Source organism: Nocardia sp. NPDC058519, from assembly GCF_042719755.1.
GTDB lineage: Bacteria > Actinomycetota > Actinomycetes > Mycobacteriales > Mycobacteriaceae > Nocardia.
This window is the reverse complement of the sequence record NZ_JBHXNK010000010.1, coordinates 69,024-91,704: the sequence shown is the minus strand read 5'-3', so window position 1 is coordinate 91,704 and position 22,681 is coordinate 69,024. Positions and strand designations below refer to the sequence as shown.

The window sequence follows — 22,681 nt, the reverse complement described above, 5'->3', positions numbered from 1 at the left end:
TGCGACGTGACAGGCGAATCGACGAATTCCGGATCGGCCGAGCACTCGGATTCGACAGACAAGCGGGGCACGCTGCGCCCTTCCGACGCGCCGAGCCTCGGGCCGCGACCGGTCTACCGGCCGCACATCGACAGCCACACCGCGCGTGCGTTCCGCCGCCCGAACGGCCAAGCCGGGTCGTTCGCACCGCACGACCCGCAGCGCGCGGCCGGTAAGGGCGCCGACGAAGGACTCGTCCAGCGCCCGCCGGACGGTGTGCTCGCCGAGGCGTTCGCCCGGCCCGAAGGCTCCTCGGAGCTGTTGCAGCGCGAGCCCGGCGCCGACGAGCCGAAGACGGTCGTCGCGGGTCCGGTCGACCCGTGGCGCGATCCCGACGCGGCTGCCCGGCTCGGCGCGCCCGCCGTCGACACTCCCCCGCCCGCCCGGCTGCCTGTCGCGGACAAGCTGAGCGCTCGCGAGGTGCTGTTCGGTTCGCGGGTGGCGCCCAAGGCACTGGCGATGCTGGCCGCGCTGGCACTCGGCATCGCCGTTCTGGGCGGGCTCGTCGGCCGGGTCACCGCCGAGACCGCGTCCACGCTCACCTCACGCAAGGTGACCCTGGATCAGAGCGCGGGTGTCGAGACACCGCACAGCCAGATCGCCGCGGTCGCCAATGCCGTTCTGCCCTCGGTGGTCTCGATCCGGGCCACGGTCGGCGACAACGGCGCGACCGGTTCCGGCGTGGTGATCGACGGCGGGGGTTACGTCGTCACCAACAACCACGTGATCTCGATGGCCGCGACCGACAAGTCCAACCGGGCCGCCATCCAGGTGCAGTTCTCCGACGGCACCCGGGTGCCCGCGCAGATCGTCGGGCGCGATCCCAAGACCGACCTCGCGGTGCTCAAGGTCGAGGCGAAGAACCTGACGGTGGCCAATCTCGGCAAGTCCGCCGACGTGCAGGTCGGCGACGACGTGCTCGCGGTCGGCTCGCCGCTCGGCCTGAGCAAGACCGTCACTTCCGGCATCGTCAGCGCCCTGCACCGCCCCGTGAAGCTCGCGGGCGAGGGCAGCGACACCAACGCGGTGATCGACGCCGTGCAGACCGACGCCGCGATCAACCCGGGTAACTCCGGTGGCGCGCTCGTCGACATGCAGGGCCGTGTGGTCGGCATCAACACCGCCATCCGTAGCGAGACCGGTGGTTCGGTGGGCCTCGGCTTCGCCATCCCGGTCGACGTGATGACCACGGTCACCCAGACCCTGATCCGCGACGGCCAGATGCACCACCCGGTGATCGGTCTGAGCGCGCGCACCAAGACCGTCGCCAACGAGGTGATGAGCGGTGCCGCCGTCGCCGATGTGGCGCCGGGCAGCCCGGCCGACAAGGCGGGCATCGTCGAGGGCGACGTGGTGGTGCGGGTCGGCGACCGCGAGGTCACCGGGCCCGACGAGCTGGTGGTCGCCGTGCAGTCGCGCAAGATCGGCGAAACGGTGAACGTGCAGTTGATCCGCGATGGCAGGCAGGTGGACGTGCCCGTCACCCTCGAATCCGACTGACCTGCGGACGCGCGCGCCGGGTAGCCTGGATTCGTGTTCAGCAACATCGGGTGGAGCGAGATGATGATCCTGCTCGTCGCCGCCCTCGTGATCCTCGGCCCGGAGCGACTGCCCGGCGCTGTCCGCTGGACCACCGGCGCGCTGCGCCAGGCGCGCGACTACGCCAGCGGCGCCACCTCCCAGCTGAAGCAGGAGCTCGGACCGGAGTTCGACGACCTGCGCAAGCCGCTCGCGGAGCTGAACGAGCTGCGCGGCATGAGCCCGCGGGCCGTGGTCACCAAACACCTGCTGGGCGGTGACGATTCGGTGCTGCGCGATCTGGAGAGCGCGGTGCCCGACAAGAAGCAGCTGTTCGGCACCAGCAGCGGCATGCCCGGCACCCCGTCGGCACCCGCGCCGCAGAAGTCGCTGGAGCACAACGAGCGCCCCCCGGTCGACTACGACGCGACCTAGACCACCGAACACACCGCACGGTCGGCATTTGCTGTGAGATCGCGCCGGGCGGACACTGCGGCGGCGACCTCGCTTCTCTGCGATTTGCCGACAATCTGTGTTCGAGAGTGTTGTCTCGCAAGACAGTTCGATGTCAACGGATATAGACACACAATGCTGTCGAGCTGTCTAGACTTCGCACATGTCGGCCGATGACGTGGCACGAGTTTTCGCGATCGAGGACAAGGTCGAGAGACTCAAAGCAGCCACCGACGGGGTGGCGGCTGCCCAGCAGACCATCAACGAACTAACCAGGATCCGGCGAGCCGTGATCCGAGAACTCCATGCCGACGGCTGGACGTTCGCCCGGATCGGCGCCGCCGCCGGATTGTCGCGTGCGCGCATCCACCAGGTGAGCACCCAGGGCCCCGTTCCCGAGGGACTGTTCTTCGGCCACGGCACACTGACCGTGCTCGCCCCCGAGGTCCGCTCGGGCAGGCTCCTCGGCGCACCCGACCCACAGGCCGCCCAGCGCCTGGCCGAGCTGCTGCGGCAACTCGGCTTCGCCGCGAACGTCGAGACCTTCATGCCGGGCAGGCCGATCGACCTCAATCGCGACGGGCTGGTGATCCTCGGCGGCCCCGAGCTCTCGCCCAGCCTGCGCCAGCTGGTGGTGGCCGATCCGCGTCTGCGCCGGACCGTCACCAGAGCCGGTGATACCCGGCGCGGCATCGAGGACAGGGCCGCGCGCCGTGTCTACCGGCCCGGCGGCACCGAACCGCACGACATCGCCTACCTCGCCCGGCTCCCCCGGCCCGACCGCCGCGGCAGCATCATGCTGATCGACGGCCTGCATCCACCCGGCTCACTGGGTGCGATCCGATTGCTGGCGACCCGATTGGCGACCCTGCACGAGCGGGCGAGCAGCCATTTGTTCTCGGTCCTCATCGCAGTCCGGTACGACCGCGCAACCGGTGAACCGGTTGATGCTGATCTACTCACCCCGGTTTACCGCCATGAAACAGACCCCAAGTTGGCTACGACCCGGGTTCGTCCCTAAGCTGATCTAAACTCGCCATGCTTAGTGATCTGCATCACTGTACTGTTATGGATCACAAGTCTTCCGCGATGGTTAGATTGCTAGCGAGTAACCGAGTGTGAGTAGGTGAGCATCACATGTTCTCGTCTCCAGAGGCCGGCGCATGCCGGGTTCTGCCCGTTCGCGCGGCAGGCCACCCACGGCCCGTTCCACCCTTCGAGGCGGAGCCGGCTGCCGGCGACGTCATCGTCACCACCCACCGCGTGACCTACAGCGACCGCTTGAAGGTCTTCATCGGCCCGCACGAGGACGTGGACAGCTTTCTGCGCCCACTGCGGCGGATGGACGGTCATCAGCGCTACGCGCTCGATCTGACCGTGCTGTCCGAGCCGGTGCCCGCTACCGAGGTCACCACGACGGTGAGTTCGGAGCGCGGGGATCTCGCGCTCGGCTGCGCCGGTTCGGCGGACGCGATGACCCTGCAACTGCGCATGAAGGTCGATCACGTCATCCGGCGCTTCACCCTCGGACTACCCGGCGGCCGACTCGGCCTGCCGACCGTGTACCTCCCGCACGGCGACGAGGACACCTACGTCTACCCGGAAGAGGTGTTCACCGCCGACAGCGCGGTGGCGATCTTCCGTGACTTCTTCCACGCCGGTACGGTCTCCGCCGGTTTGCAGCAGCGCGAGATCCTCGACTGAGAGTTTCTCGCCGCGCGCGCGTGCCCGGCGATAGCTAGGCGTACCTCCGCCTTCGCTCCGGCCATGCGCGAAAGACCGACGACCGCTCCGCGCCGGTGCCTACTATGCTGGTCAGACGGTCACAGCGCCTCGACGGTGACCGTGGAGAGGCCGGTGCGTGATGCGTGATCTCCTCGGACAGGTACTCGAACTGCTGCCCGATCAGGCCGTGGCGCTGGCCAGGATCATCGACCGGACCGGTGCGGGCCCGCGCGAAACCGGGGCCGCGATGGTGGTGACCGGCGACGGACGTGTGCTCGGCTCACTGTCCGGCGGCTGCGTCGAATCGGCGGTGCTCACCACCGCCGACCAGGTTCTCCTCGACGGCCGGGCGAGCCTCGAGCGGTTCGCGGCCGCCGACCAGCTCACCGTCGGCCTCCCGTGCGGTGGCGAGATCGAAGTCTTCGTCGAACGCCTCGACCACACCGATCTGCCCGCCTTGCGCGCACTTCACACCGCACTCGAAGTCCACCACCCGGTCGCCTACGCCACCACCCTCGAGGCGAGGCCCGACCGAAAACTCCTGCGCCCCGGCGATTGCGCCCCGTGGCGCGGCCTCGACCACGACGCCGCCGCCCTCCTCGCCGCAGGCCACAACGGACTCATCGGCGCCCAGGAATGCACGCCCGGCCTGGCCGAACGCCCCCGCACCTTCGTCCAGGTCTTCCGCTCCCCCGCCCGCATGATCCTGGCCGGCGCCAACGACTACACCCGCGCCTTGACCGTCGCCGCGGCGAATCTCGGCTACCACGTCACCGTCGTGGACGCCCGCGAAACCTTCACCACCCCATCCCGTTTCCCGGCGGCCGACGAGGTGGTGGTCGACTGGCCCCACCGCTATGTGGAGGCCGAACAGAGCGCGGGCCGCATCGACGAGCGAACCGTTCTCTGCGTCCTCACCCACGACCCGAAATTCGACGTTCCCCTGCTGGCCACCGCACTGCGCCTCCCCGCCACAGCCTTCATCGGCGCCCTCGGTTCGCGCAGAGCCCACGCTGACCGCACCGCGCGCCTGCGCGAAGCGGGCGTCCCCGACACCGAAATCGCCCGTGTCCGAAGCCCCCTCGGCCTCGACCTCGCAGCCAACACCCCCGAGGAAACCGCCATCTCCATCCTCGCCCAAATCCTCGCCACCCGAGGAAACGCCACCGCCCAGCCACTGGCAGACCTGGACGGCCCGATCCACCGCCGACCGGATTAGATCCCACTCAGTTTCCGAAGAAGACGGACATCTGTTCATTCGCGCAGAACTTCGATACAGTTTGTATCGAAGTTGTGAAACAGATTGTCCGAAGGGAATGCCGTGCGACCACCCGACCCGCGGACGGTGCGCAGCCGTGACGCCGCGCTCGCGTCGGCCCGAGAGCTGTTGGTAGAGCAGGGATTGGCCGGGCTGACGCATGGGTCGGTCGCGGCGCGCAGCGGGATCAGCCGGGCCACGCTGTACCGGCTCTGGCCGGAGCCGACCGATCTGGTGCGCGCCACCTTGACCCGGCACATCACGCTCGCGCAGCCGCAGCCGACCGGGGATCTGCGGGCCGATCTACTGACCGCGCTGACCGCCACGCACGCGATGCTGCACGAACCGGCGACCGAGCAGGGGATGCGGGTGATGATCGAAAGAGCCGCTGTCGACCCGAAATTCGCGGAGGTCAAGCAGGCGCTGTACCGGTCGGGAACCCAGGCGGTGCGCACGATCCTGACCGAGGCCGTCACCCGGGGGGAACTGCCCGCCGAACTCGATGTCGACCTCGCCCTCGATCAGCTGCACGGTCCGTTGTTCTTCCGGCGGCTCGTCGCCAACCGCACCTTCGACCTCGACTACGTGCGCGCGGTCCTCGACGACTTCCTGCGCGGCCACGCCTCGAAACCCGCACACCAGCAAGGAACCTCGTGACATGACGACCATCGTCTCCAAGAACCTGTCCGCTCCCCGCGTTCTCGCCGTCCTCGTCGCGGTCATCACCGTATTCGGTGCTCTGCTGGCCGATTTCGTCGTCCCGGCGGGCGCGGCACAGCACCTGCGCAACGACGCGTGGCCACCGCACGCGAAATTCCACGATGCCCAGTACATCGTCATGTCGATCCTGCTCGGTGTGCTCGCGCTGACGCTGCTGCTCCGGCGCGACGGTGGCACCCGCGCACGCCTGTGGACAGCCTGCGCGATCCTGGCCACGCCGTGGCTCGGTCTGCTGGCGGCACTGCTGTTCCCCGGCACCGCCATTCACGATCCCGAGTTCGCCGACATCACGATCATCGGCCTGCACCCGCAGGTGCTGCTGGCGGTGCTCCTGCTGGCCATGCTGGCCGCCGCCGTCGCGCTCAACGCTCGACGCCGGAACTGACACGTCGGGCGCCGCCCCGACCGAGGCGACGCCCGACGTGGACGACTAGGCCGCGACTTGTTCCGGCCGAAGGGTTTTCATCGGCGGCCGGTCTTCGAGCGAGACCGCGGTGGTGTGGGCGATGAATTCGCCTTCGATCAAGGGGAATTGGGTCAGCGGAGCGCCGGAGTCGGGGACTCCGCTGCGGCGCAGCGCGGTGCCGAGGATCTGGCGGCTCATCACGCCCAGATCGGACAGCGGGCGGTTGCGGTGGGTGCGCACGCCCAGGTTGACCTGGGTGATGGCATCCATGCCCATGTGGTCGTAGGTGTCGAGGAGCAGGCCGATCTCCACGCCGTAGCCGGGCGCGAAGGGGACCGCCGTGAGCAGTTCGCGGGTGCCCGCGTATTCGCCGCCGAGCGGCTGGAGGACCTGGGCCAGCTCGGGGCGAAGGGCCGCCAGCAGAGGGCGGGCGACGAGTTCGGTGACGCGGCCGCCGCCGTTCGCGTCGACGGACTCGCCTTGACGCAGTGGGCGGCGGTAGTAGGCCTTGGACAGGTGCGTGCCCTGCATCATCAGCAGCGGGCCGAGGAGCTTGGGCACGAAGTCGGGGTCGGGGTCGATCAGGTCGGAGTCGACGAAGGCGATCAGGTCGCCGGTGGTGGCCGCCAGCGATCGCCACAGCACCTCGCCCTTGCCGGGGACCGGCTCCAGTTCGGGGACGGCTTCCTCACGCGAGATCACCTCGGCGCCCGCCGCGCGTGCGCGTTCGGCGGTGGCGTCGGTGGACCCGGAGTCCAGCACGATCAGTTCGTCGACGAGCGTGCCGAGCAGCGGCCGGATACTGGCCACGACATCGGCGACGGTGTCCTGTTCGTTCAGCGCGGGCAGCACCACCGAAACGGTGCGGCCCGCCTTGGCGGCGACGAGTTCGCCGACCGTCCAGTCAGGGGTGTCCCAGGTGTGGGTAGTGGCCCAGGCGGGCTCGCGGTGTTGGATTTTCATGCCAGACCTCGCAGAGTTCGTGCGGGGGGACGGATGCCCTGGATCGCGGCGATCATGTCCACGACCCGCCGGGTTTCGGCGACTTCGTGAACCCGGAAGATCCGAGCGCCCGCGGCGGCCGACCATGCGGTTGCCGCCAGTGTGCCCTCGACCCTTTCGGTAAGACCTACATCTAGAGTCTCCCCGATAAAATCCTTGTTGCTCAGTGCCATCAGTACTGGCCATCCGGTTTTTACAAGACCGTCGATTCCGCGCAACAACTCGAGCCCGTGATAGGTGTTTTTTCCGAAATCATGGGTGGGATCGATCACGATGCCATCGGCTCGCACACCCGAGGCCGCGGCATTCTCGGCCGCGGCGACGACGGTGGCGGTCACCTCGGCCACCACATCGGCATACCGGACCCGGTGCGGACGGGTGCGCGGCACGGCGCCACCGGTGTGGCTACAGACGATGCCGGCGCCCGTCTCGGCGGCGACGCGCACGAGGTCGGGGTCGGCACCGGCCCAGGTGTCGTTGATCAGGTCGGCACCCACGGCGACCGCCGCCCGCGCGACCTCACCGCGCCAGGTATCCACACTGATCAACAGGTCTGGATACTTCGCCCGGATCGCCGCGACGAACGGCACCACCCGCTGCGATTCCTCGACCGCGTCGACAGTGACTCCCGGCCCCGCCTTCACGCCGCCGATATCGACCAGATCGGCGCCCTCGTCGACCGCGCGCGAAACCCGTTCCATCGCGGCCTCGTCGCTGAAGGTGGCACCACGGTCGTAGAACGAGTCCGGCGTGCGATTCACGATCGCCATCACCAGTGCGCGATCGGTCGCCACCTCACGCCCGCAAAAAGTCGAGAGCTCGTCCCGCCTCCCCGAGTCTTTCGCCGACCGCTGAGCATCGCTACTGCCTCCGGGTCGGGCAGGCGGTAGCGAATCCGGTCGGCGTTCGGGCGTGCCCGACGAGTTACCCATGTTCATGCGAAATCAGCCATTACGGGGCGCTTTACCGGCGGCTACGTCAGCCGCGTAGTCGTCGTACGCGGGAATGTAGCCGTCTGCCGGACCGGACAGCACATACAGCTGACTGTCGGAGTCGGGCGCGAATCCCTGCTTGCGCAATTCCACCTTCCGGCTCTTGAACGTCGAGGTCTGCTCGAGCTCGGCGACCACCCGCACATACAGCGGGACCGCGTACAGCGGCAGCCGTCCGTAGGCGGTCGCCGCCAGGGTCTTGCCGTCGAAGGTGGCCTCGGCCGACAACGTGATCGCCGCCATGCCCGCCTTGCCGTCGGTGCCGGGGATGTCGACACCGTAGACAACGGCCTGCTCGATGCTCTCGTGGTGCCCGAGCGCGCCCTCGACCTCGGTGGTCGCCACGTTCTCGCCCTTCCACCGGAAGGTGTCGCCGAGCCGGTCGACGAACGCGATGTGCCAGAAATGCTGATCGCGGACGAGGTCGCCGGTGTCGAACCAGCAGTCGCCCTTCTTGAAGCCGTCGCGCACCAGCTTGGATTCCGACGCCTTCTTGTCGGTGTAGCCGTCGAAGGGCTGACGGTTGTTCACCTTCGCCAGCAGCAGCCCGACCCCGCCGGACCGCACCCGGCGCAGCTTCCCGTCGCTACCGCGGCGGGCGTGGCCGGTCTCGTCGTCGTACTCGACGACCGCGTACGGCAGCGGGCACAGACCGGCGGTCCGGTCGACACCGAACGCGTTGACGAACGCCAGCGGCGCCTCGCTCGACCCGTAGAACTCGACCACCCGGCCGATCCCGAACCGGCGACGGAACTCGTCCCACAGTTCGGGCCGCAGCCCGTTGCCGACGGCCAGCCGGACCCGATTGCCCTTCTCGGCAGGCCGCACCGGCTGGTTGATCAGGTATCGGCACAGCTCACCGATGTAGATGAACGCGGTGGCCCGCTCGCGAGCGATCTCGTCCCAGAACCCCGACGCCGAGAACTTGCGGCTGAGCACATAGGTCGATTCGCCCGCGAGCACGGCCGACAGCGCGACCGTGAGCGCGTTGTTGTGATAGAGCGGCAGGCAGCAGTACAGCGCGTCGTCGGCACGCAACCGGATGCCGAGCCCACCGAGCCCGGACATGCTCTTGGTCCAGCGCTGATGGGTCATCACGCTGGCCTTGGGCAGACCGGTCGTGCCGGAGGTGAAGATGAGGAACGCCCGCTCCCCAGCCCGGACCTGCTCGCATACGGCGGGATCGGAATCGGCCGCGGTGCGGGCGGATTCGTCCAGTTCTTCGGCGGTGAGCACGTTCGCCGCGGGCTCCGGCAGCGAATCCAGTGCCTCCGTGCACTCCTCACCGACGACATTGAGCACGCTGCCGAGCAGACCGATGCTGTGTGCCAGCACCTGATCTCGCTGGTTGTAGTTGAGCAGGCCGACCGTGGCGCCGAGCTTGAGCACAGCCAGGACCGTGAACAGGGTCTCGGGACGGTTGGTCATGAGCACGCCGACCACATCACCGCGCTTCGCCCCGCGCGCGGAAAGCACTGCGGCGTACCGGTTCACCTCGCTGTTGGCGGCGCGGTAGGTGTAGGAGCGGCCTTCGAAACGCAGGAACACCCGGTCGGGCCTGCGGTGCGCGACCCGCTGGAAATACAGCCCGATGGAGGCTTTGTCCTTGGGCCCCACCAGCATTCCGCGCGCGTTGCGCAGCATGCCGGGAACGTCGAGTGCCATGGCGGGCAGGGCTTTGGCCAGGTCGAACACGCTTACCGTGTCGCGGGCGTCTGTGCTCACGTCGATCTCTCCTACTGTGCGGCCGCGGCCGGTTCCAGCGCGGCGAACGCTGAGGGCAGGTCGGTGGCCACGATGAGTCGGTCACGTGCCTGCCGCGGCACAATTGTGCGCTCGGACAGTTCATCGATCCAGCGGAACAGGCCGTCGTAGAAGCCGTTCGCGTTCAGCAGCACTACCGGTTTGGTGTGCTCACCGAGGTAGCCGCCGGTCCAGGTCTCGAACAGTTCCTCGAGTGTCCCGATGCCGCCCGGCAGGGCGAGGAAGGCGTCGGCGCGGGCTTCCATCAGCTGTTTGCGCTGGCGCATCGTGTCGGTGACGAGCAGTTCGTCGGCGTCGACATCGGCGACTTCCCTGTGCACCAGATGCTTCGGGATCACCCCGATGGTGTGCGCGCCACCGGCCCTTGCCGCCGTGGCGACCGCGCCCATCATCGACACGTGGCCCCCACCGGAGACCAATTGCCAACCGCGCCGGGCGATTTCGGTGCCGACGCGCGCGGCGACGCTGATCAGGTCGGGATCGGTGGTGCTGGCGGAGCAGTAGACACAAATGGAGTAGCTCACCACTGATCCTCGGTGCCGAGACGCTCGATGTTCGCGTGGTCGCCGGTTTCGCCCTGGATGATCCGCACGACCTCGTCGACACTGTCGGTGACCTGGATCAGATCGAGATCGGTGGGCGAGATCTTGCCCGACCCCGCCAGCGAGCTGCGCATCCAGTCGACCAGGCCGGACCAGTAGTCGGTGCCGAACAGGATGATCGGGAACCGGGTGATCTTGCGGGTCTGCACCAGGGTGAGCGCCTCGAACAGTTCGTCGAGGGTGCCGAAACCACCGGGCAGGCAGACGAAGGCCTGGGAGTACTTCACGAACATCGTTTTGCGGACGAAGAAGTACCGGAAATTGATCCCCAGATCCACCCACTCGTTGAGCCCCTGCTCGAACGGGAGCTCGATCCCGAGCCCGATCGAGTAGCCGCCCGCCTCCGAACAACCACGGTTGGCGGCTTCCATCGCGCCGGGGCCGCCGCCGGTGATCACCGCGAAACCGGCCTCGCTGAGCGCGGTGCCGATCGCCTTGCCCGCCACGTACTCGGGATGGTCGGGGCCGGTGCGGGCCGATCCGAACACCGTCACCGCGCGCGGGATCTCCGCGAGCGCGCCGAAGCCCTCGACGAACTCGGCCTGGATCCGCAGCACCCGCCACGGATCGGTATGCACCCAGTCGCTGTCCTGCCGCGTATCGAGCAGGTTCCGGTCAGCGGTCCGCACGCCGGGCTTGCGCTCCCGGCGGAACATCACCGGACCACGGAACCTCGGTTTGACCTTCCCAACCTGTTCATCAGCGGACATGACCCCCAACTTACTGTGTCGGATTCCGGGCACGGGCGCGCACTTCTCGATCGGTCGGCCGCATGACCCCTACACGCACTCGGATCTACTCTGCCGCGAAGACGGTTCGGAAGGCAGTGAGGACGGTCTCGCCACGGGTCCGGTCCAGTATTGCGAAGGTGATCTCGTCGAAGTGCCCATTGAACCGCCCACCCTCGGCTAGCAGTGCATGGAAGGCACCGGCCACCATGCCTGGGTCGTTGCCGTAGGCGCCGCAACCCCAGGCGCCCAGTACCAAACGCCGGTAACCGACCGCTGTTTCGAGAATGCGCTCGGCGCGGGAGGCCAGCACCGCGGGTATTCGATGCGCCTCACTCGCCAGCTCCTGCATGATCACGTTGGTCCGTGGCGCCGGGCAAGTGAGGAAGCCGACCGTATAGGGGCTGTCGAGCAGGACGCCCGTGTCATCGCGGAAGACAGGCACGGCGGGAGACAGGATCACGCGGTCGCTGTAGAAAGGGTCCGGTGTGCGTCGGTGGTGCTCGTAGTATTGCGGCACGGCCAGCAGGGTGGTGTACAGCGCCGACGCTCGGCACAGGGCTTCTTCTTGGGTGCGGGCGCCGGCGAGGTAGTGGCCGCCGGGATTGCGGGCGGACGCGAAATTCAGGACGGCGACCGGCTCCGGATCGGTATCGTGCATCCGGAGCGCCGCGGCGAGGCTGCTCTCCCCGGTCACCGTGATGACGGTGGCGGCCTCGCTGCGGGTGATGACCGGGACCGGGTCGGGACCGTACATCCGGGTGCCCTGGACGGCGGCTTGCACCCTCGATGTCAACGAGACATAGTGTCCGCCGGGCGTCAGGTAACCGCCAGCTGCGATGATCTGCTCGTTGTCGGCGGCGATGGCTCGCAAGCGTTCGGACACGCCCACAATGCTCTCATGGCTCGAGACAACCGCCAGCCCAGATACTTGCTCAACCCGCGGTTAGGCGCAACACGGCCCACCGACGATGTCACCGCGCGAACGTGCAGGGCCGAGGCGGTGCGGGTTTCTCTGATTCAGAAGAATAAATCCTTCGCCCGAAGGATCTCCCTGACCCGCTTGTTGTGGGCGCCGACGCGCTCCCGCTCCTGCCTGGCCTGTTCGGGATCGTCGAAATGCCGGTGCACCAAGATGAGATTCTCCAGCGGCGTAACCGAGCCATCCTCACGAACCCGGTAGTGAGAGGAGGTTTCCCCGTCGTTGCCCTCTTTGTAGAAGTCGAGGAAGTAGCCGGTCTCGTCGTGCTCGGCGCGGACGACAATCCGCTCGCGGGATGACCCTTCTGGTGCGATCAACCCGATCCCAATCCCCATCGGCAGTGGATCCGGGAGTGCGGCGATGTGGGTCGTCCCCGGTTTCAGAGTTGTGACGAAGATGTCCCGCACCCGAGCTGGCACCATTTCTTCCGACGTCATGTACGTCTCCTACTGTTCCTGGACGCACGAGATCAGGCTTCGGATCCCTATTGTGCGATATGTCCCCTTCTGGCCGCTGAGGGCTCAGGCGCGCGACAGGTAGGTCCGCAGCATCGCGGTGACGGCGGTGATCTGGCCGAGCGGGACGTGCTCGTCGCGTTTGTGGGCGAGGTTGGGGTCGCCGGGGCCGAAGTTCACGGCGGGGATGCCGCGGGCGGCGAAACGGGAGACGTCGGTCCAGCCGTATTTGGCGCGCACCCCGCCACCGCCGTGGGCGTTGACGGAGTCGATGAGGGTGCGGGCGGCGGGGGCGGTCAGGCCGGGGAGCGCGCCGGGTGAGGAGTCGGTGACTTCGAAGGCGATGTCGAGTCCGTCGAAGACCTCGTGGACATGCGCGATGGCCTGCTCGACGGTGCGGTCGGGGGCGAAACGGAAGTTCACATCCACCTCGGCGACATCGGGCACCACATTGCCCGCGACCCCACCCGAGACCCGCACGGCCGACAGACCCTCGCGGTACACGCACCCGTCGATATCGACCTTGCGCGGCGCATAGGCCGACAGCCGCGCCAGCACCGGCGCGAGACCGTGGATCGCGTTCTCCCCCAGCCAGGCTCGCGCCGAATGCGCGCGTACGCCCGAGGTGGTCAATCGCACCCGCAGGGTGCCCTGGCAGCCGGCTTCGATCCAACCGGCCGACGGTTCACCGAGAATCGCCAAATCACCTTCGAGCCATTCCGGCAATTCGCGCTCGATATGTCCGAGGCCGTTGAACTCCGCGGCGATCTCCTCGCCGTCGTAGAAGATCAGCGTCAAATCGTGGGCCGGATCGGTGATCGTGGCGGCCAGGTGCAGGAATACCGCGTCGCCTGATTTCATATCGACTGTGCCACAACCGAACAGCACCGCTTCGCCGTCGACTTCATCGGGCCGGCTCGGCAGATTGTCCGCGATCGGCACGGTATCGAGATGTCCCGCCAGAATTACCCGTGTCGGCAGTCCACGCTGTGTCCGCGCCAGCACCACGTTGCCGTGGCGCACCACTTCGAACCCGGTGGTCTGCTCCCGGATCGCGTGCTCGACCAAGTCCGCGATCTTGGCCTCGTCGCGCGAAACGCTCGGCACGTCGACGAGGGCGGCGGTCAGCTGGATGGGATCGGCGCGCAAATCGAGAGTCACATCTCGACACTAGTACGGGCGAGCCCTCAATCCCCTGATCCGGGTGAAGCCGACCGCGTGGTCCATCGCACAGGGCCCGCGGCACACCGCAACGGCTGGAACGGGCAAAATAGCCTCCGTGAGTATTCAGGGAGCAACTGCAGTCGGTATCGCCAATGTGACCTCGGACGGGACCGTCCTCGATACCTGGTACCCCAGCCCCGCGCTGGGCGAGTTCACCGAAACCGGCTCCCAGCGCCTCGACGCCGCCGATGTGCCCGAGTTCGCCGAGCTCCTCGGCGTGGACGCGGCGCGTGGCGTCGAGGTCGTCGCGGTGCGCACCACGATCGCGGACCTGTCGGCCGCCCCGGCCGACGCGCACGAGGTCTACCTGCGCCTGCACCTGCTCTCGCACCGTCTGGTCCAGCCGCACGGCCTCAACCTCGACGGCCAGTTCGGCCTGCTCAGCAATGTCGTGTGGACCAACCACGGCCCGTGCGCGGTCGACGGCTTCGAGCAGACCCGCCTGAAGCTGCGCGCCCGCGGCCCGGTGACGGTGCTCAGCGTCGACAAGTTCCCCCGCCTGGTCGACTACGTGGTCCCCTCCGGCGTGCGCATCGGTGACGCCGACCGGGTCCGCCTCGGCGCCCACCTCGCCGCGGGCACCACCGTCATGCACGAGGGCTTCGTCAACTTCAACGCGGGCACCCTCGGCAACTCGATGGTCGAAGGTCGTATCTCGGCGGGTGTCGTGGTCGGCGACGGTTCCGATGTGGGCGGCGGCGCCTCCATCATGGGCACCCTGTCCGGCGGCGGCACCCAGGTTATCTCGGTCGGCGAGCGTTCGCTGCTCGGCGCGAACGCGGGTGTCGGCATCTCCCTCGGCAACGACTGCGTGATCGAGGCGGGTCTCTACGTCACCGCGGGCACCAAGGTCACCGGACCCGACGGCACCGTCGTCAAGGCCGCGAGCCTGTCCGGTCAGGACAACCTGCTGTTCCGCCGCAATTCCACCACCGGCGCCGTCGAGGTCGTTCCGCGTAAGGGCACCGGCGTCGAACTCAATGCCGCATTGCACGCCAACGATTGACAGTCGAATTGCCGGGCCGAGCGGCCCGGCAATTCCGCGCGCCAGTCACAATTCAGCAAATATTGCGGTTTCATGACAATGAACCCGAATGTGCGACAAGCAATTTCGCGCGCTAACCTTCGTTTCGCTGCTCCGATCAGGACAGCGAAAAAGCGGAGGGATTGAAGAATGAAGTTCGGAAAGATCACTACTGCTGTTTTCATGGCAGTCGCTGCGGTGGGGATTACCGCGGCCACTGCTCACGGTGCGCCCGCGGTGGCCACCGAGCAGCCCGCTGTAGTGGCTTCGGGGGGCGTGACTTCTGGCGTGACGCACGGAATCAACTACCAGACCACGGTGTCCCCGGCTGACAAGACCGTCACCTGGGCAGTCGACAGCGGCAAGTTCGAGGTCGCCGCCGACGGCGCCTCGGTGCTGCTGAAGACCGCCGACGGCGTGACCGTCGACCAGGCGCCGCTGCGCTCCGAGGTCGCAGGCCTGCCGATCGCCGTGAACCAGCAGATCAGCGAGGACGGCCGCACCGTCAAGCTGACCTCCACCATGGCGCCCGAGGATTCCGCGAAGCTGAGCAACGTCGCGGAACTGAAGGACATCAGCTCCTACGACCGGCTCATGGCGCAGGTCAACAAGAACCTGCCCGGCGTCGTCATCGGCGGCATCATCGGCGCGTTCTTCCCGTTCCTGTGGCTGATCACCATTCCGGCCGGCATGGTCATCGGTGGCTACGTGATGGGCGGCCAGGAATTCCTGGACGCCGTGATCGCGTTCGCGACCGGTCAGCCCTGATCCGACATCGCGATAGGGAAAGGCCTCGTACTTCTGCGGAGTACGGGGCCTTTCCGCTGTGATGCAGGTCACCGTCACAAACGGGTGCCGGGCCGCATCCCATGGTCGAACACACAGTTCCCATGGCAGGAGGCACAGATGAACATCGTGGTTATCGGAGCGGGCTACGCCGGGACTGTCGCGGCGAATCGGCTGAACAGGAAGGCCCCCGCCGCGCGGATCACCGTGGTCAATCCGCGCGGCGACTTCATCGAACGGGTGCGATTGCACGAGCAGATCGCGGGCAGCGGTGCCGCGGCTCGCCCGCTCGCCGAGATGCTCCGCGACGGCATCGCGGTGGAGACCGCGAGTGTGGACAAGATCGGCGACGGTGCCGTCACCCTCGACGACGGCCGGAGCCTGGACTTCGACCATGCGATCCTCGCGGCAGGCAGCATCGCCAACCCGCTGGCGGGCGCGATCCCGGTCGGCACATGGGAAGGTGCCGAACAGGCGCGAATCGCACTAGAGGCGCTGCCCGCCGACGGGATCGTCACGGTGATCGGTGGTGGGCTGACCGGGATCGAGACCACGGCCGAGGTCGCCGAAGCCCGTCCCGACCTGCGCGTACGGCTGGTGAGCGATACGGTCGCCGCCGCGCTCTCGGCCGGTGCGCAGCGGCACATCCGCAACACGCTGGCCCGCTTGAATGTGGAGATCGTGGCCGATCAGATCGACGAGATCGACGGAACGACCCTGCGACTGAGCTCGGGCACCGAACTCGATTCCGACCTCACGCTCTGGGCGATCGTCTCCGCGGTCCCCGAACTGGCCGCCCGCAGCGGACTCGCGGTGGACGCCGACGGCCGGGCCCTGGTCGATGCCACCTTGCGCAGCACCACCGATCCGCGGGTCTTCGCCGTCGGCGATTGCGCGGCCGTCCCCGGCATGCGCATGGCGTGCGCCACAGCCGCACCCCAGGGCGCGCACGCGGCCGATACGCTGGCCAGGATGATCAAAGGACAGCAGCCGCGGCCGTTTTCGATGGGCTACGCCGGGCAGGGAATGAGCTTGGGCAGGCGGGACGGGCTGATCCAACCGACCGACCGTTACGACACCGCCCAGCGGCTGTACCTCGGCGGATCCATCGCGGCGTTCGCGAAGGAACGCGTCAGCCGCTATGCCGCCTACGCCTCCCGCACCGGCAACAGCGTATGGATCAGCGGCCCGAAGCAGTGACCCACGAGGCCACCTTCACCGAGAACCGGCGATTGCTGTTCTCGATCGCCTACGAGATCCTCGGCTCGGTGGTCGATACCGAGGATGTCCTGCACGACAGCTACCTGCGCTGGCGCGATGTCGACCTCACGCTGATCGACAATCCGCGCGCCTACCTCGCGCAGATCGTCACGCGGCAGGCGCTGGGTGTGCTGCGTTCGGCCGCGTGCAGGCGCGAGGAGTACATCGGGCCGTGGCTGCCCGAACCGCTGGCCACCGAGGCGGACGACGGGGTCGAACACGTGCTGACCGGCGAGGCGGTGACCACCGCGATGCTGCTCGTGCTGGAGAAGCTCACGCCGGTGCAGCGCGCGGTGTTCGTGCTGCGCGAGGTGTTCGCGTTCGACTATTCCGAGATCGCGACCGCGGTGGACAAATCCGAAGCGGCTGTGCGCCAGCTCAATCAACGTGCCCGCGATCGCGTGCACGCGCAGCGACACACCGCGATCGCCACGCCCGCCGAGGCCAGATCGGTGGTCGAGCGGTTCGCGATCGCCGCCGCTACCGGCAATGTGCAAGCACTGATGGACGTGCTCGCCCCCGAAGTGGTGTTCCTCGGCGACGGCGGCGGTGTGGTGAACGCGGTGCGACGGCCGGTGCTCGGCCAGGACAAGGTCGCCCGGCTGGTCATCGGCCTGCTCGCCAAGGGCCAGCGAATGGGCACGATGGGTATGCACTTCGGTGTCTACAACGCGATGCCCTCGATCGTGGCGACCGTCGACGGCATGCTCGATCAGGTGACCTCCATCGAGGTCACCGATGGTGTCGTCACCGCGTTGTACAGCGTGCGCAACCCCGACAAGCTCAGGACTGTGCGAGTTCCGACGTAAGACCGCACCGCGGGCGGCGTGGGCGAGCGCACAGGCGCGAGATGCGAGCCGCCTCTCGACCTCGCGCCGCCCGCGCGCTAGGCTTTCAACCTATACGGAACCGTATAACTGGAGGTTCGACATGACACTTCCCCCTGGTCAACGCGCCATCGACGGCTTCCCGCGTTTCGGCACACACCTCCATCACCCACCGCCGCCGGTGCCGGCGACCCCGGTGATCGAGGTCGGCGGTGCGGTGACGCAACCGTTCACTCTCTCCATGACCGACCTCGCCCAGCTGCCGCGCTCGGAGGTGAAGGCCGACTTCCACTGCGTGGCGGGGTGGTCGGCCACCGACCTGCGATGGGAGGGCATACCGTTCGCCACGCTCTACCGCACGCGCGTCGAACCGCTGCTGGCGCCGGGCACTTCGATCAGCCATGTCGTTTTCGAAGGTCTCGACGGGTATCTGTCGGTCGCGTTGCTCGAGGACGCACTGGCCGATGACGTACTCATCGCCGACCGGCTCGACGGGCAGCCACTCACCAGCGATCACGGCGCTCCGGTTCGGCTGGTGAGTCCCGGCCAGTACGGGTTCGTCAACACGAAGCACCTGTGCCGCATCGAATTCCACACTTCCGCGCCCGCCGACCCCGACAAGTGGTCACCGCTCGCGGCACACCACCGGGCGCGCGTCTGGCAGGAGGAGCGTCATCGCTACCTGCCGGGACGCGTGGTGCGCCCGATCTACCACGCGTTGATCGGGCCGATCCGCAGGATGAGCGCGCGCGGGAGTACCGAGCGAACTACCTGAAGACCGACCGCACGTCAGCCCAGCAGCTTCTTCTGCACCTTGCCCATCGCGTTACGCGGGAGCGAGTCGACGAAGCGGACCTCGCGCGGGCGCTTGTGGGCCGAAAGCTGTTCGCCCACATAGGCGGTCAGCTCGGCACCGAGCGCATCGGAACTCCCGTCGCGCGCGACGACGAAGGCCACGATCCGCTGACCGAGATCGTCATCGGGCAGCCCGACCACGGCGACCTCGGCGACCGCCGGATGCCCGAGCAGCGCGGTCTCGATCTCCCCCGCGCCGATGCGGTAGCCACCGGATTTGATGAGGTCGATCGACTCGCGCCCGACGATCCGATGGAACCCGCCGGCATCGATGACCGCCACATCCCCGGTGCGGAACCACCCGTCCTCGGTCCAGTCCTGCGCGGTGGCCTCGGGCCGATTCCGGTACCCGTCGAACAGCATCGGCCCACGAACCTGCAGGCCGCCGATACTCACACCGTCCTGCGCGACGGGCTCACCGGCTTCATCGCGCAGCCTCGTTTCCACGCCGCGCACCGGTGTGCCGACCCAGCCGGGCCTGCGCTCACCGTCGGCCCGGGTGGACAGCGTGATCATGGTTTCGCTCATCCCGTACCGCTCCACCGGTGCTTGCCCGGTGAGTTCGGCCAGCTTCTCGAACACCGGCACCGGCAGCGGCGCACTGCCCGAGACGAGCAACCGTGCCCTACTCAGTTCCTTTGCCAGTTCGGGCTTCTCGACCACCCGTGACCAGACCGTCGGCACCCCGAAATACAGACTGCCGCCCGCCGCCGCGTACGCCTCGGGTGTCGGCTTGCCGGTGTGGATCACCGGACTACCGACCCGCAACGGCCCGAGCAGCCCGAGGATCAGCCCGTGCACGTGGAACAGCGGGAGCCCGTGCACCAACGTGTCCTTCCACGTCCACGCCCATGCCTCGGCCAGCGCGTCGAGCCCGGCCGCGATCGCGCCGCGGCTCAGCATCACGCCCTTGGGCGCCCCGGTGGTTCCCGAGGTGTAGAGGATGACGGCGATCGCCGCCGGATCGGGCTCGGGATAGGTATGCCATGACCGGGCGTGCAATCGCACCGGCACCACCGGCAGATCCGTATCGTCCGGTGCCGCGCCCAGCCAGGCCTGCGCACCCGAATCGCGCAGAATGTGCTCGCGTTCGGCGGTTCCGGAGTCCGGCGGCACCGGAACGACGGTCACGCCCGCGATCAGGCAACCGACCACGGCGATCACGGTGCGCAGGGTCGGTTCGGCCAGTACCGCGACGCGGTCGGCACGGGCGATTCGTTCGGCCACCGATGTTGCCGAACCCAGCAGATCGCTACGCGAGACGGTGGCATCATCGATGGTGACGGCGTCGGGAATGTCATCCCCGGCGGCGACGGCGGCCGGATTCAGCGAAGCGAGCAGCAGCGGCGGACCATAGGGCATTCGTCAACGCTAACGCGAAGCGGTTCGTGGCTTGCCGCCGCCGCTGTCGTTGACACCCCGGCGACATAATGAGACATTCAACGTATAACTCTCTCACGCTCTCTTCGACGAAAACGGGGTCAACGATGACCATCCTGTCGCGCTCGCGTTCGCAGCGGTCCGAACCGGCACAATTCGACATCCGCGACTACGTCGACGGCTCCGCCGCCTTCTACGGCGCGACCGCCAACGTGATCATGCAGCTCAGCCTGGCCCCCGTCGGCTACGGCGTCGCGGAATCGCGAGTGCACAGCGGCAGCATCATGTTGCACCCGGTGAAGCGCACCCGGACCACATTCACGTACCTGGCCGTGGCGCTGATGGGCACCGACGCCGACCGCGCGGCCTACCGTGCCGCCGTCAACGGCGCGCACCGTCAGGTCCACTCCACCGCCGACAGCCCGGTGAAGTACAACGCCTTCGACAAGAACCTGCAGCTGTGGGTGGCCGCGTGCCTGTACGCGGGCGCGGTCGACGTGATGGATCGCCTCCACGGCCCCGCAGACGACACCGCCGCCGACACCTTCTACGACTATGCCCACTACCTCGGCACCACCCTCCAGGTGCCTCGCGAAATGTGGCCCGCCGACCGCGCCGCGTTCGATGTCTACTGGTCCGAGCATTTGCAGCGCACCAGCGTCGACCCCACGATCAAGGCCTACTTCGACGACCTACTCGACCTGAAGATGATCAACCCACTGCTGCGCCTGCCCTTCGCCCGCTTCCACCGCTGGTTCACCACGGGCCTACTCCCCCAACACCTCCGAGACGAACTCGACCTTTCCTGGACCGCCGCCGACGAGCGCAAACTCAACCGCCTGCTGCGCACCACCGGCAAGGTAACGGGCCGCATGCCCCGCTTCGTCCGAGCCTTCCCCTTCAACGTCACACTCGCCGATATGCGCCGCCGCAACCGACGGGGCAAGCCGCTGATCTGACCCACCACGCCGCTCCGACCGCCGGCCGATCCGGCAGTCGGAGCGCGCGGTCAGCGCAGATCGTCGGCGATGATCCGCTCGATATTGCGCTCGGCCAGCGCGGTGATCGTGACGAACGGGTTGACGCTGGTATTGCCGGGAACGAGCGCGCCGTCGATCACGTATAGCCCGGGATATCCGTGCAAGCGGCCGTAGTTGTCGGTGGCCTCGTTCAGCACACAGCCGCCGAGCGGGTGATAGGTGAAGTCGTCACCCCAGGTCTTGTAGACGCCGAACAGATCGGTCCGATAGATCGTCCCCTCCTTGCTGTTGATCTTGTCGAACACCCGTTTCGCCGCATCGATCGAGGACTGGTTCCAGGCCTTCTGCCAGTTCAAACCGACTGTGCCACTACCGGAATCGAAGGTGAACCGCCCACGGTTCGGGTTCTTCGTGATCGCCAGATACAGGCTCACGTAGGTTTCCAGCCCGGACGGGAACGGCGCGACCTCGGCGAACGACGGCCCGCCCGCGTCGGCCCAGTTGTCGATGCCCAGGCACGGCATCGCCGATTGCAGGCTGCCGGTGCCGTCCCACATGTGATTGGCCCGCCCGACCATCACATTGCCGTTGTTGCCCCACTTCTGCCCGACGGCGTCGGACAGGTCGGTGAGCTTGCCCTTGGCCTTCATGGCCACCAGCAGCTTGCTCGTGCCGATACTGCCCGCCGCGAAGAAGACCCGTTGCGCGATCACCGATTTCGTGGCGACGGTGTTGCCCGAGGTGTCGATCTGGGCCATCTCCACGCGGTAACCACCCTCGGCGGGCGTCACCGTGGTGACCTTGTGCAGCGGGGTGATCCGCACCTTGCCGGTCGCGGTGGCCGCGGCGAGATAGGTCTTGTCCAGCGAACGCTTGCCGTTGTTGTTGCCGTAGATGACCTCGCCCGCGAGCGCGGACCGGGTGACGGTGTTCGCCTGCTCCTTCTTCATGTACTCGAAGTCGTAGACATTGGGCACGAAAGTCCAGCCGAAGCCGGATCTTTCGGCGTGCTTGCGGCCCACGCGGGCGAACTGATAGCACTCGGCCGACTCGAACCAGCTCTTGTCGATGTGATTGACCCCGAGTCCGGTATTGGCTCGCGGGTAGTAGGTGCTGTACATCTCGTCGGCGTTCACCGAGGGCAGGATCGCCCCGAAGTTCTCCCGTTTCGGCGTCACGGCCATGCCACCGTTCACCAGCGAACCGCCACCGACACCGCGCCCCTGATAGACGCGGATGCCACCGAAGTCCTCGGAATCCAGTACGCCCGTGTACTTGTCGATGTCCTTGTTGTAGGAGCTGCCCGCGAAGTAGCCGACCGGCTGATCGGTACGACCGCGCAGCCAGTAGGACCGCCCGTCCGGCTTCAGGACCGGACAGAAGATCTTGCCGTCGGCACCCGGGGTGGTCCAGGACATGCCCATCTCGACGACGGTCACGTCGACACCGGCCTGCGCCAAGCGCAACGCGGCGACCGAACCGCCGTACCCACTGCCGATGACCAGGGCGGGAACCTTGTCGCCGTCGGCCAGCGGAGCCGCGGCGGCCACGGCCCGCCCGGCCAGCGCTACGGCACCCAGAGTGACACCTGTTGCAGCTAGAAATCGGCGGCGGGACAGCCCGCCGGAATACTGACTTCTACCGGGCTTTTCATACAAGAATTCACGCACCGTGCAGCTCCTCATCGAGACGGCAATGAGA

At 67.5% G+C, this 22,681-nt stretch carries 23 protein-coding genes; 13 read left to right on the top strand and 10 right to left on the bottom strand.

The window, feature by feature from the left end; all coding sequences use genetic code 11:
* Positions 1 to 6 precede the first annotated feature (6 nt).
* From ACFWPK_RS14285 to ACFWPK_RS14255, 7 genes are all read left to right on the top strand, one after another.
* Positions 7 to 1,539: a trypsin-like peptidase domain-containing protein gene (locus ACFWPK_RS14285; RefSeq protein WP_378915464.1), complete on the top strand. Its 1,533-nt coding sequence runs from the start codon at positions 7 to 9 to the stop codon at positions 1,537 to 1,539.
* 33 nt (positions 1,540 to 1,572) lie between these two features.
* Entirely contained in the window at positions 1,573 to 1,992 is a 420-nt protein-coding gene (gene tatB / locus ACFWPK_RS14280; RefSeq protein WP_378915463.1) for a Sec-independent protein translocase protein TatB, read from the top strand.
* Between the two features lie 181 nt (positions 1,993 to 2,173).
* On the top strand, positions 2,174 to 3,031 hold the full coding sequence (locus ACFWPK_RS14275; protein WP_056813397.1) for a hypothetical protein: 858 nt from the start codon (positions 2,174 to 2,176) through the stop codon (positions 3,029 to 3,031).
* A 116-nt stretch (positions 3,032 to 3,147) separates the two neighbouring features.
* Positions 3,148 to 3,714 (top strand): hypothetical protein, encoded by a 567-nt coding sequence (locus ACFWPK_RS14270; protein ID WP_378915461.1) that lies wholly within the window; start codon positions 3,148 to 3,150, stop codon positions 3,712 to 3,714.
* Positions 3,715 to 3,874: 160 nt separating this feature from the next.
* Positions 3,875 to 4,954: an XdhC family protein gene (locus tag ACFWPK_RS14265; protein WP_378915459.1), complete on the top strand. Its 1,080-nt coding sequence runs from the start codon at positions 3,875 to 3,877 to the stop codon at positions 4,952 to 4,954.
* 102 nt (positions 4,955 to 5,056) lie between these two features.
* Entirely contained in the window at positions 5,057 to 5,650 is a 594-nt protein-coding gene (locus ACFWPK_RS14260) for a TetR/AcrR family transcriptional regulator (RefSeq protein WP_378915457.1), read from the top strand.
* A 1-nt stretch (position 5,651) separates the two neighbouring features.
* Positions 5,652 to 6,098, top strand: a complete 447-nt coding sequence (locus ACFWPK_RS14255) for a DUF6640 family protein (protein ID WP_378915455.1) — start codon at positions 5,652 to 5,654, stop codon at positions 6,096 to 6,098.
* A 45-nt stretch (positions 6,099 to 6,143) separates the two neighbouring features.
* Here the strand turns inward: ACFWPK_RS14255 and ACFWPK_RS14250 are convergent, their stop codons facing one another.
* The 8 genes from ACFWPK_RS14250 to dapE all read right to left on the bottom strand — a co-directional run bounded on the left by ACFWPK_RS14250 (position 6,144) and on the right by dapE (position 13,805).
* Entirely contained in the window at positions 6,144 to 7,082 is a 939-nt protein-coding gene (locus ACFWPK_RS14250) for a glucosyl-3-phosphoglycerate synthase (protein ID WP_378915453.1), read from the bottom strand.
* Positions 7,079 to 8,053, bottom strand: coding sequence for a dihydropteroate synthase (folP, locus tag ACFWPK_RS14245; protein ID WP_378915651.1), 975 nt, complete (start codon positions 8,051 to 8,053; stop codon positions 7,079 to 7,081). The genes ACFWPK_RS14250 and folP overlap by 4 nt, the downstream gene beginning before the upstream one ends.
* Positions 8,054 to 8,065: 12 nt before the next feature.
* Positions 8,066 to 9,838 (bottom strand): long-chain-acyl-CoA synthetase, encoded by a 1,773-nt coding sequence (locus ACFWPK_RS14240; protein WP_378915451.1) that lies wholly within the window; start codon positions 9,836 to 9,838, stop codon positions 8,066 to 8,068.
* Between the two features lie 11 nt (positions 9,839 to 9,849).
* Positions 9,850 to 10,404 (bottom strand): TIGR00730 family Rossman fold protein, encoded by a 555-nt coding sequence (locus ACFWPK_RS14235; protein ID WP_378915449.1) that lies wholly within the window; start codon positions 10,402 to 10,404, stop codon positions 9,850 to 9,852.
* The gene (locus ACFWPK_RS14230; RefSeq protein ID WP_378915447.1) at positions 10,398 to 11,189 is read right to left on the bottom strand and encodes a TIGR00730 family Rossman fold protein; all 792 of its coding nucleotides are present in this window, start codon (positions 11,187 to 11,189) and stop codon (positions 10,398 to 10,400) included. The genes ACFWPK_RS14235 and ACFWPK_RS14230 overlap by 7 nt, the downstream gene beginning before the upstream one ends.
* An 85-nt stretch (positions 11,190 to 11,274) precedes the next feature.
* Positions 11,275 to 12,093, bottom strand: coding sequence for a TIGR02452 family protein (locus ACFWPK_RS14225; protein WP_378915445.1), 819 nt, complete (start codon positions 12,091 to 12,093; stop codon positions 11,275 to 11,277).
* Between the two features lie 134 nt (positions 12,094 to 12,227).
* On the bottom strand, positions 12,228 to 12,626 hold the full coding sequence (locus ACFWPK_RS14220; protein ID WP_378915443.1) for a hypothetical protein: 399 nt from the start codon (positions 12,624 to 12,626) through the stop codon (positions 12,228 to 12,230).
* 84 nt (positions 12,627 to 12,710) lie between these two features.
* Positions 12,711 to 13,805, bottom strand: a complete 1,095-nt coding sequence (gene dapE, locus ACFWPK_RS14215) for a succinyl-diaminopimelate desuccinylase (protein WP_378915441.1) — start codon at positions 13,803 to 13,805, stop codon at positions 12,711 to 12,713.
* A 118-nt stretch (positions 13,806 to 13,923) separates the two neighbouring features.
* Here dapE and dapD point away from each other — a divergent pair, with 118 nt between their 5' ends.
* The 5 genes from dapD to ACFWPK_RS14190 all read left to right on the top strand — a co-directional run bounded on the left by dapD (position 13,924) and on the right by ACFWPK_RS14190 (position 18,540).
* Positions 13,924 to 14,874, top strand: a complete 951-nt coding sequence (gene dapD / locus ACFWPK_RS14210; RefSeq protein ID WP_378915439.1) for a 2,3,4,5-tetrahydropyridine-2,6-dicarboxylate N-succinyltransferase — start codon at positions 13,924 to 13,926, stop codon at positions 14,872 to 14,874.
* A 168-nt stretch (positions 14,875 to 15,042) separates the two neighbouring features.
* The gene (locus ACFWPK_RS14205) at positions 15,043 to 15,660 is read left to right on the top strand and encodes a hypothetical protein (protein WP_378915437.1); all 618 of its coding nucleotides are present in this window, start codon (positions 15,043 to 15,045) and stop codon (positions 15,658 to 15,660) included.
* 138 nt (positions 15,661 to 15,798) lie between these two features.
* Positions 15,799 to 16,878, top strand: a complete 1,080-nt coding sequence (locus ACFWPK_RS14200; RefSeq protein WP_378915436.1) for an NAD(P)/FAD-dependent oxidoreductase — start codon at positions 15,799 to 15,801, stop codon at positions 16,876 to 16,878.
* Positions 16,854 to 17,747, top strand: coding sequence for an RNA polymerase sigma-70 factor (locus ACFWPK_RS14195; protein ID WP_378915434.1), 894 nt, complete (start codon positions 16,854 to 16,856; stop codon positions 17,745 to 17,747). The genes ACFWPK_RS14200 and ACFWPK_RS14195 overlap by 25 nt, the downstream gene beginning before the upstream one ends.
* A gap of 121 nt (positions 17,748 to 17,868) precedes the next feature.
* Positions 17,869 to 18,540 (top strand): molybdopterin-dependent oxidoreductase, encoded by a 672-nt coding sequence (locus ACFWPK_RS14190; RefSeq protein WP_378915432.1) that lies wholly within the window; start codon positions 17,869 to 17,871, stop codon positions 18,538 to 18,540.
* A gap of 14 nt (positions 18,541 to 18,554) precedes the next feature.
* On the opposite strand, the gene ACFWPK_RS14185 is transcribed toward ACFWPK_RS14190, so the two are convergent.
* The gene (locus ACFWPK_RS14185) at positions 18,555 to 19,982 is read right to left on the bottom strand and encodes an acyl-CoA synthetase (protein WP_378915430.1); all 1,428 of its coding nucleotides are present in this window, start codon (positions 19,980 to 19,982) and stop codon (positions 18,555 to 18,557) included.
* Positions 19,983 to 20,107: 125 nt separating this feature from the next.
* On the opposite strand from ACFWPK_RS14185, the gene ACFWPK_RS14180 reads away from it, so the two are divergent.
* Complete coding sequence (locus ACFWPK_RS14180; RefSeq protein ID WP_378915428.1) at positions 20,108 to 20,959, top strand: oxygenase MpaB family protein; 852 nt, start codon at positions 20,108 to 20,110, stop codon at positions 20,957 to 20,959.
* Between the two features lie 50 nt (positions 20,960 to 21,009).
* On the opposite strand, the gene ACFWPK_RS14175 is transcribed toward ACFWPK_RS14180, so the two are convergent.
* Positions 21,010 to 22,650, bottom strand: a complete 1,641-nt coding sequence (locus ACFWPK_RS14175; protein ID WP_378915427.1) for a GMC oxidoreductase — start codon at positions 22,648 to 22,650, stop codon at positions 21,010 to 21,012.
* Between the last annotated feature and the right edge of the window lie 31 nt (positions 22,651 to 22,681).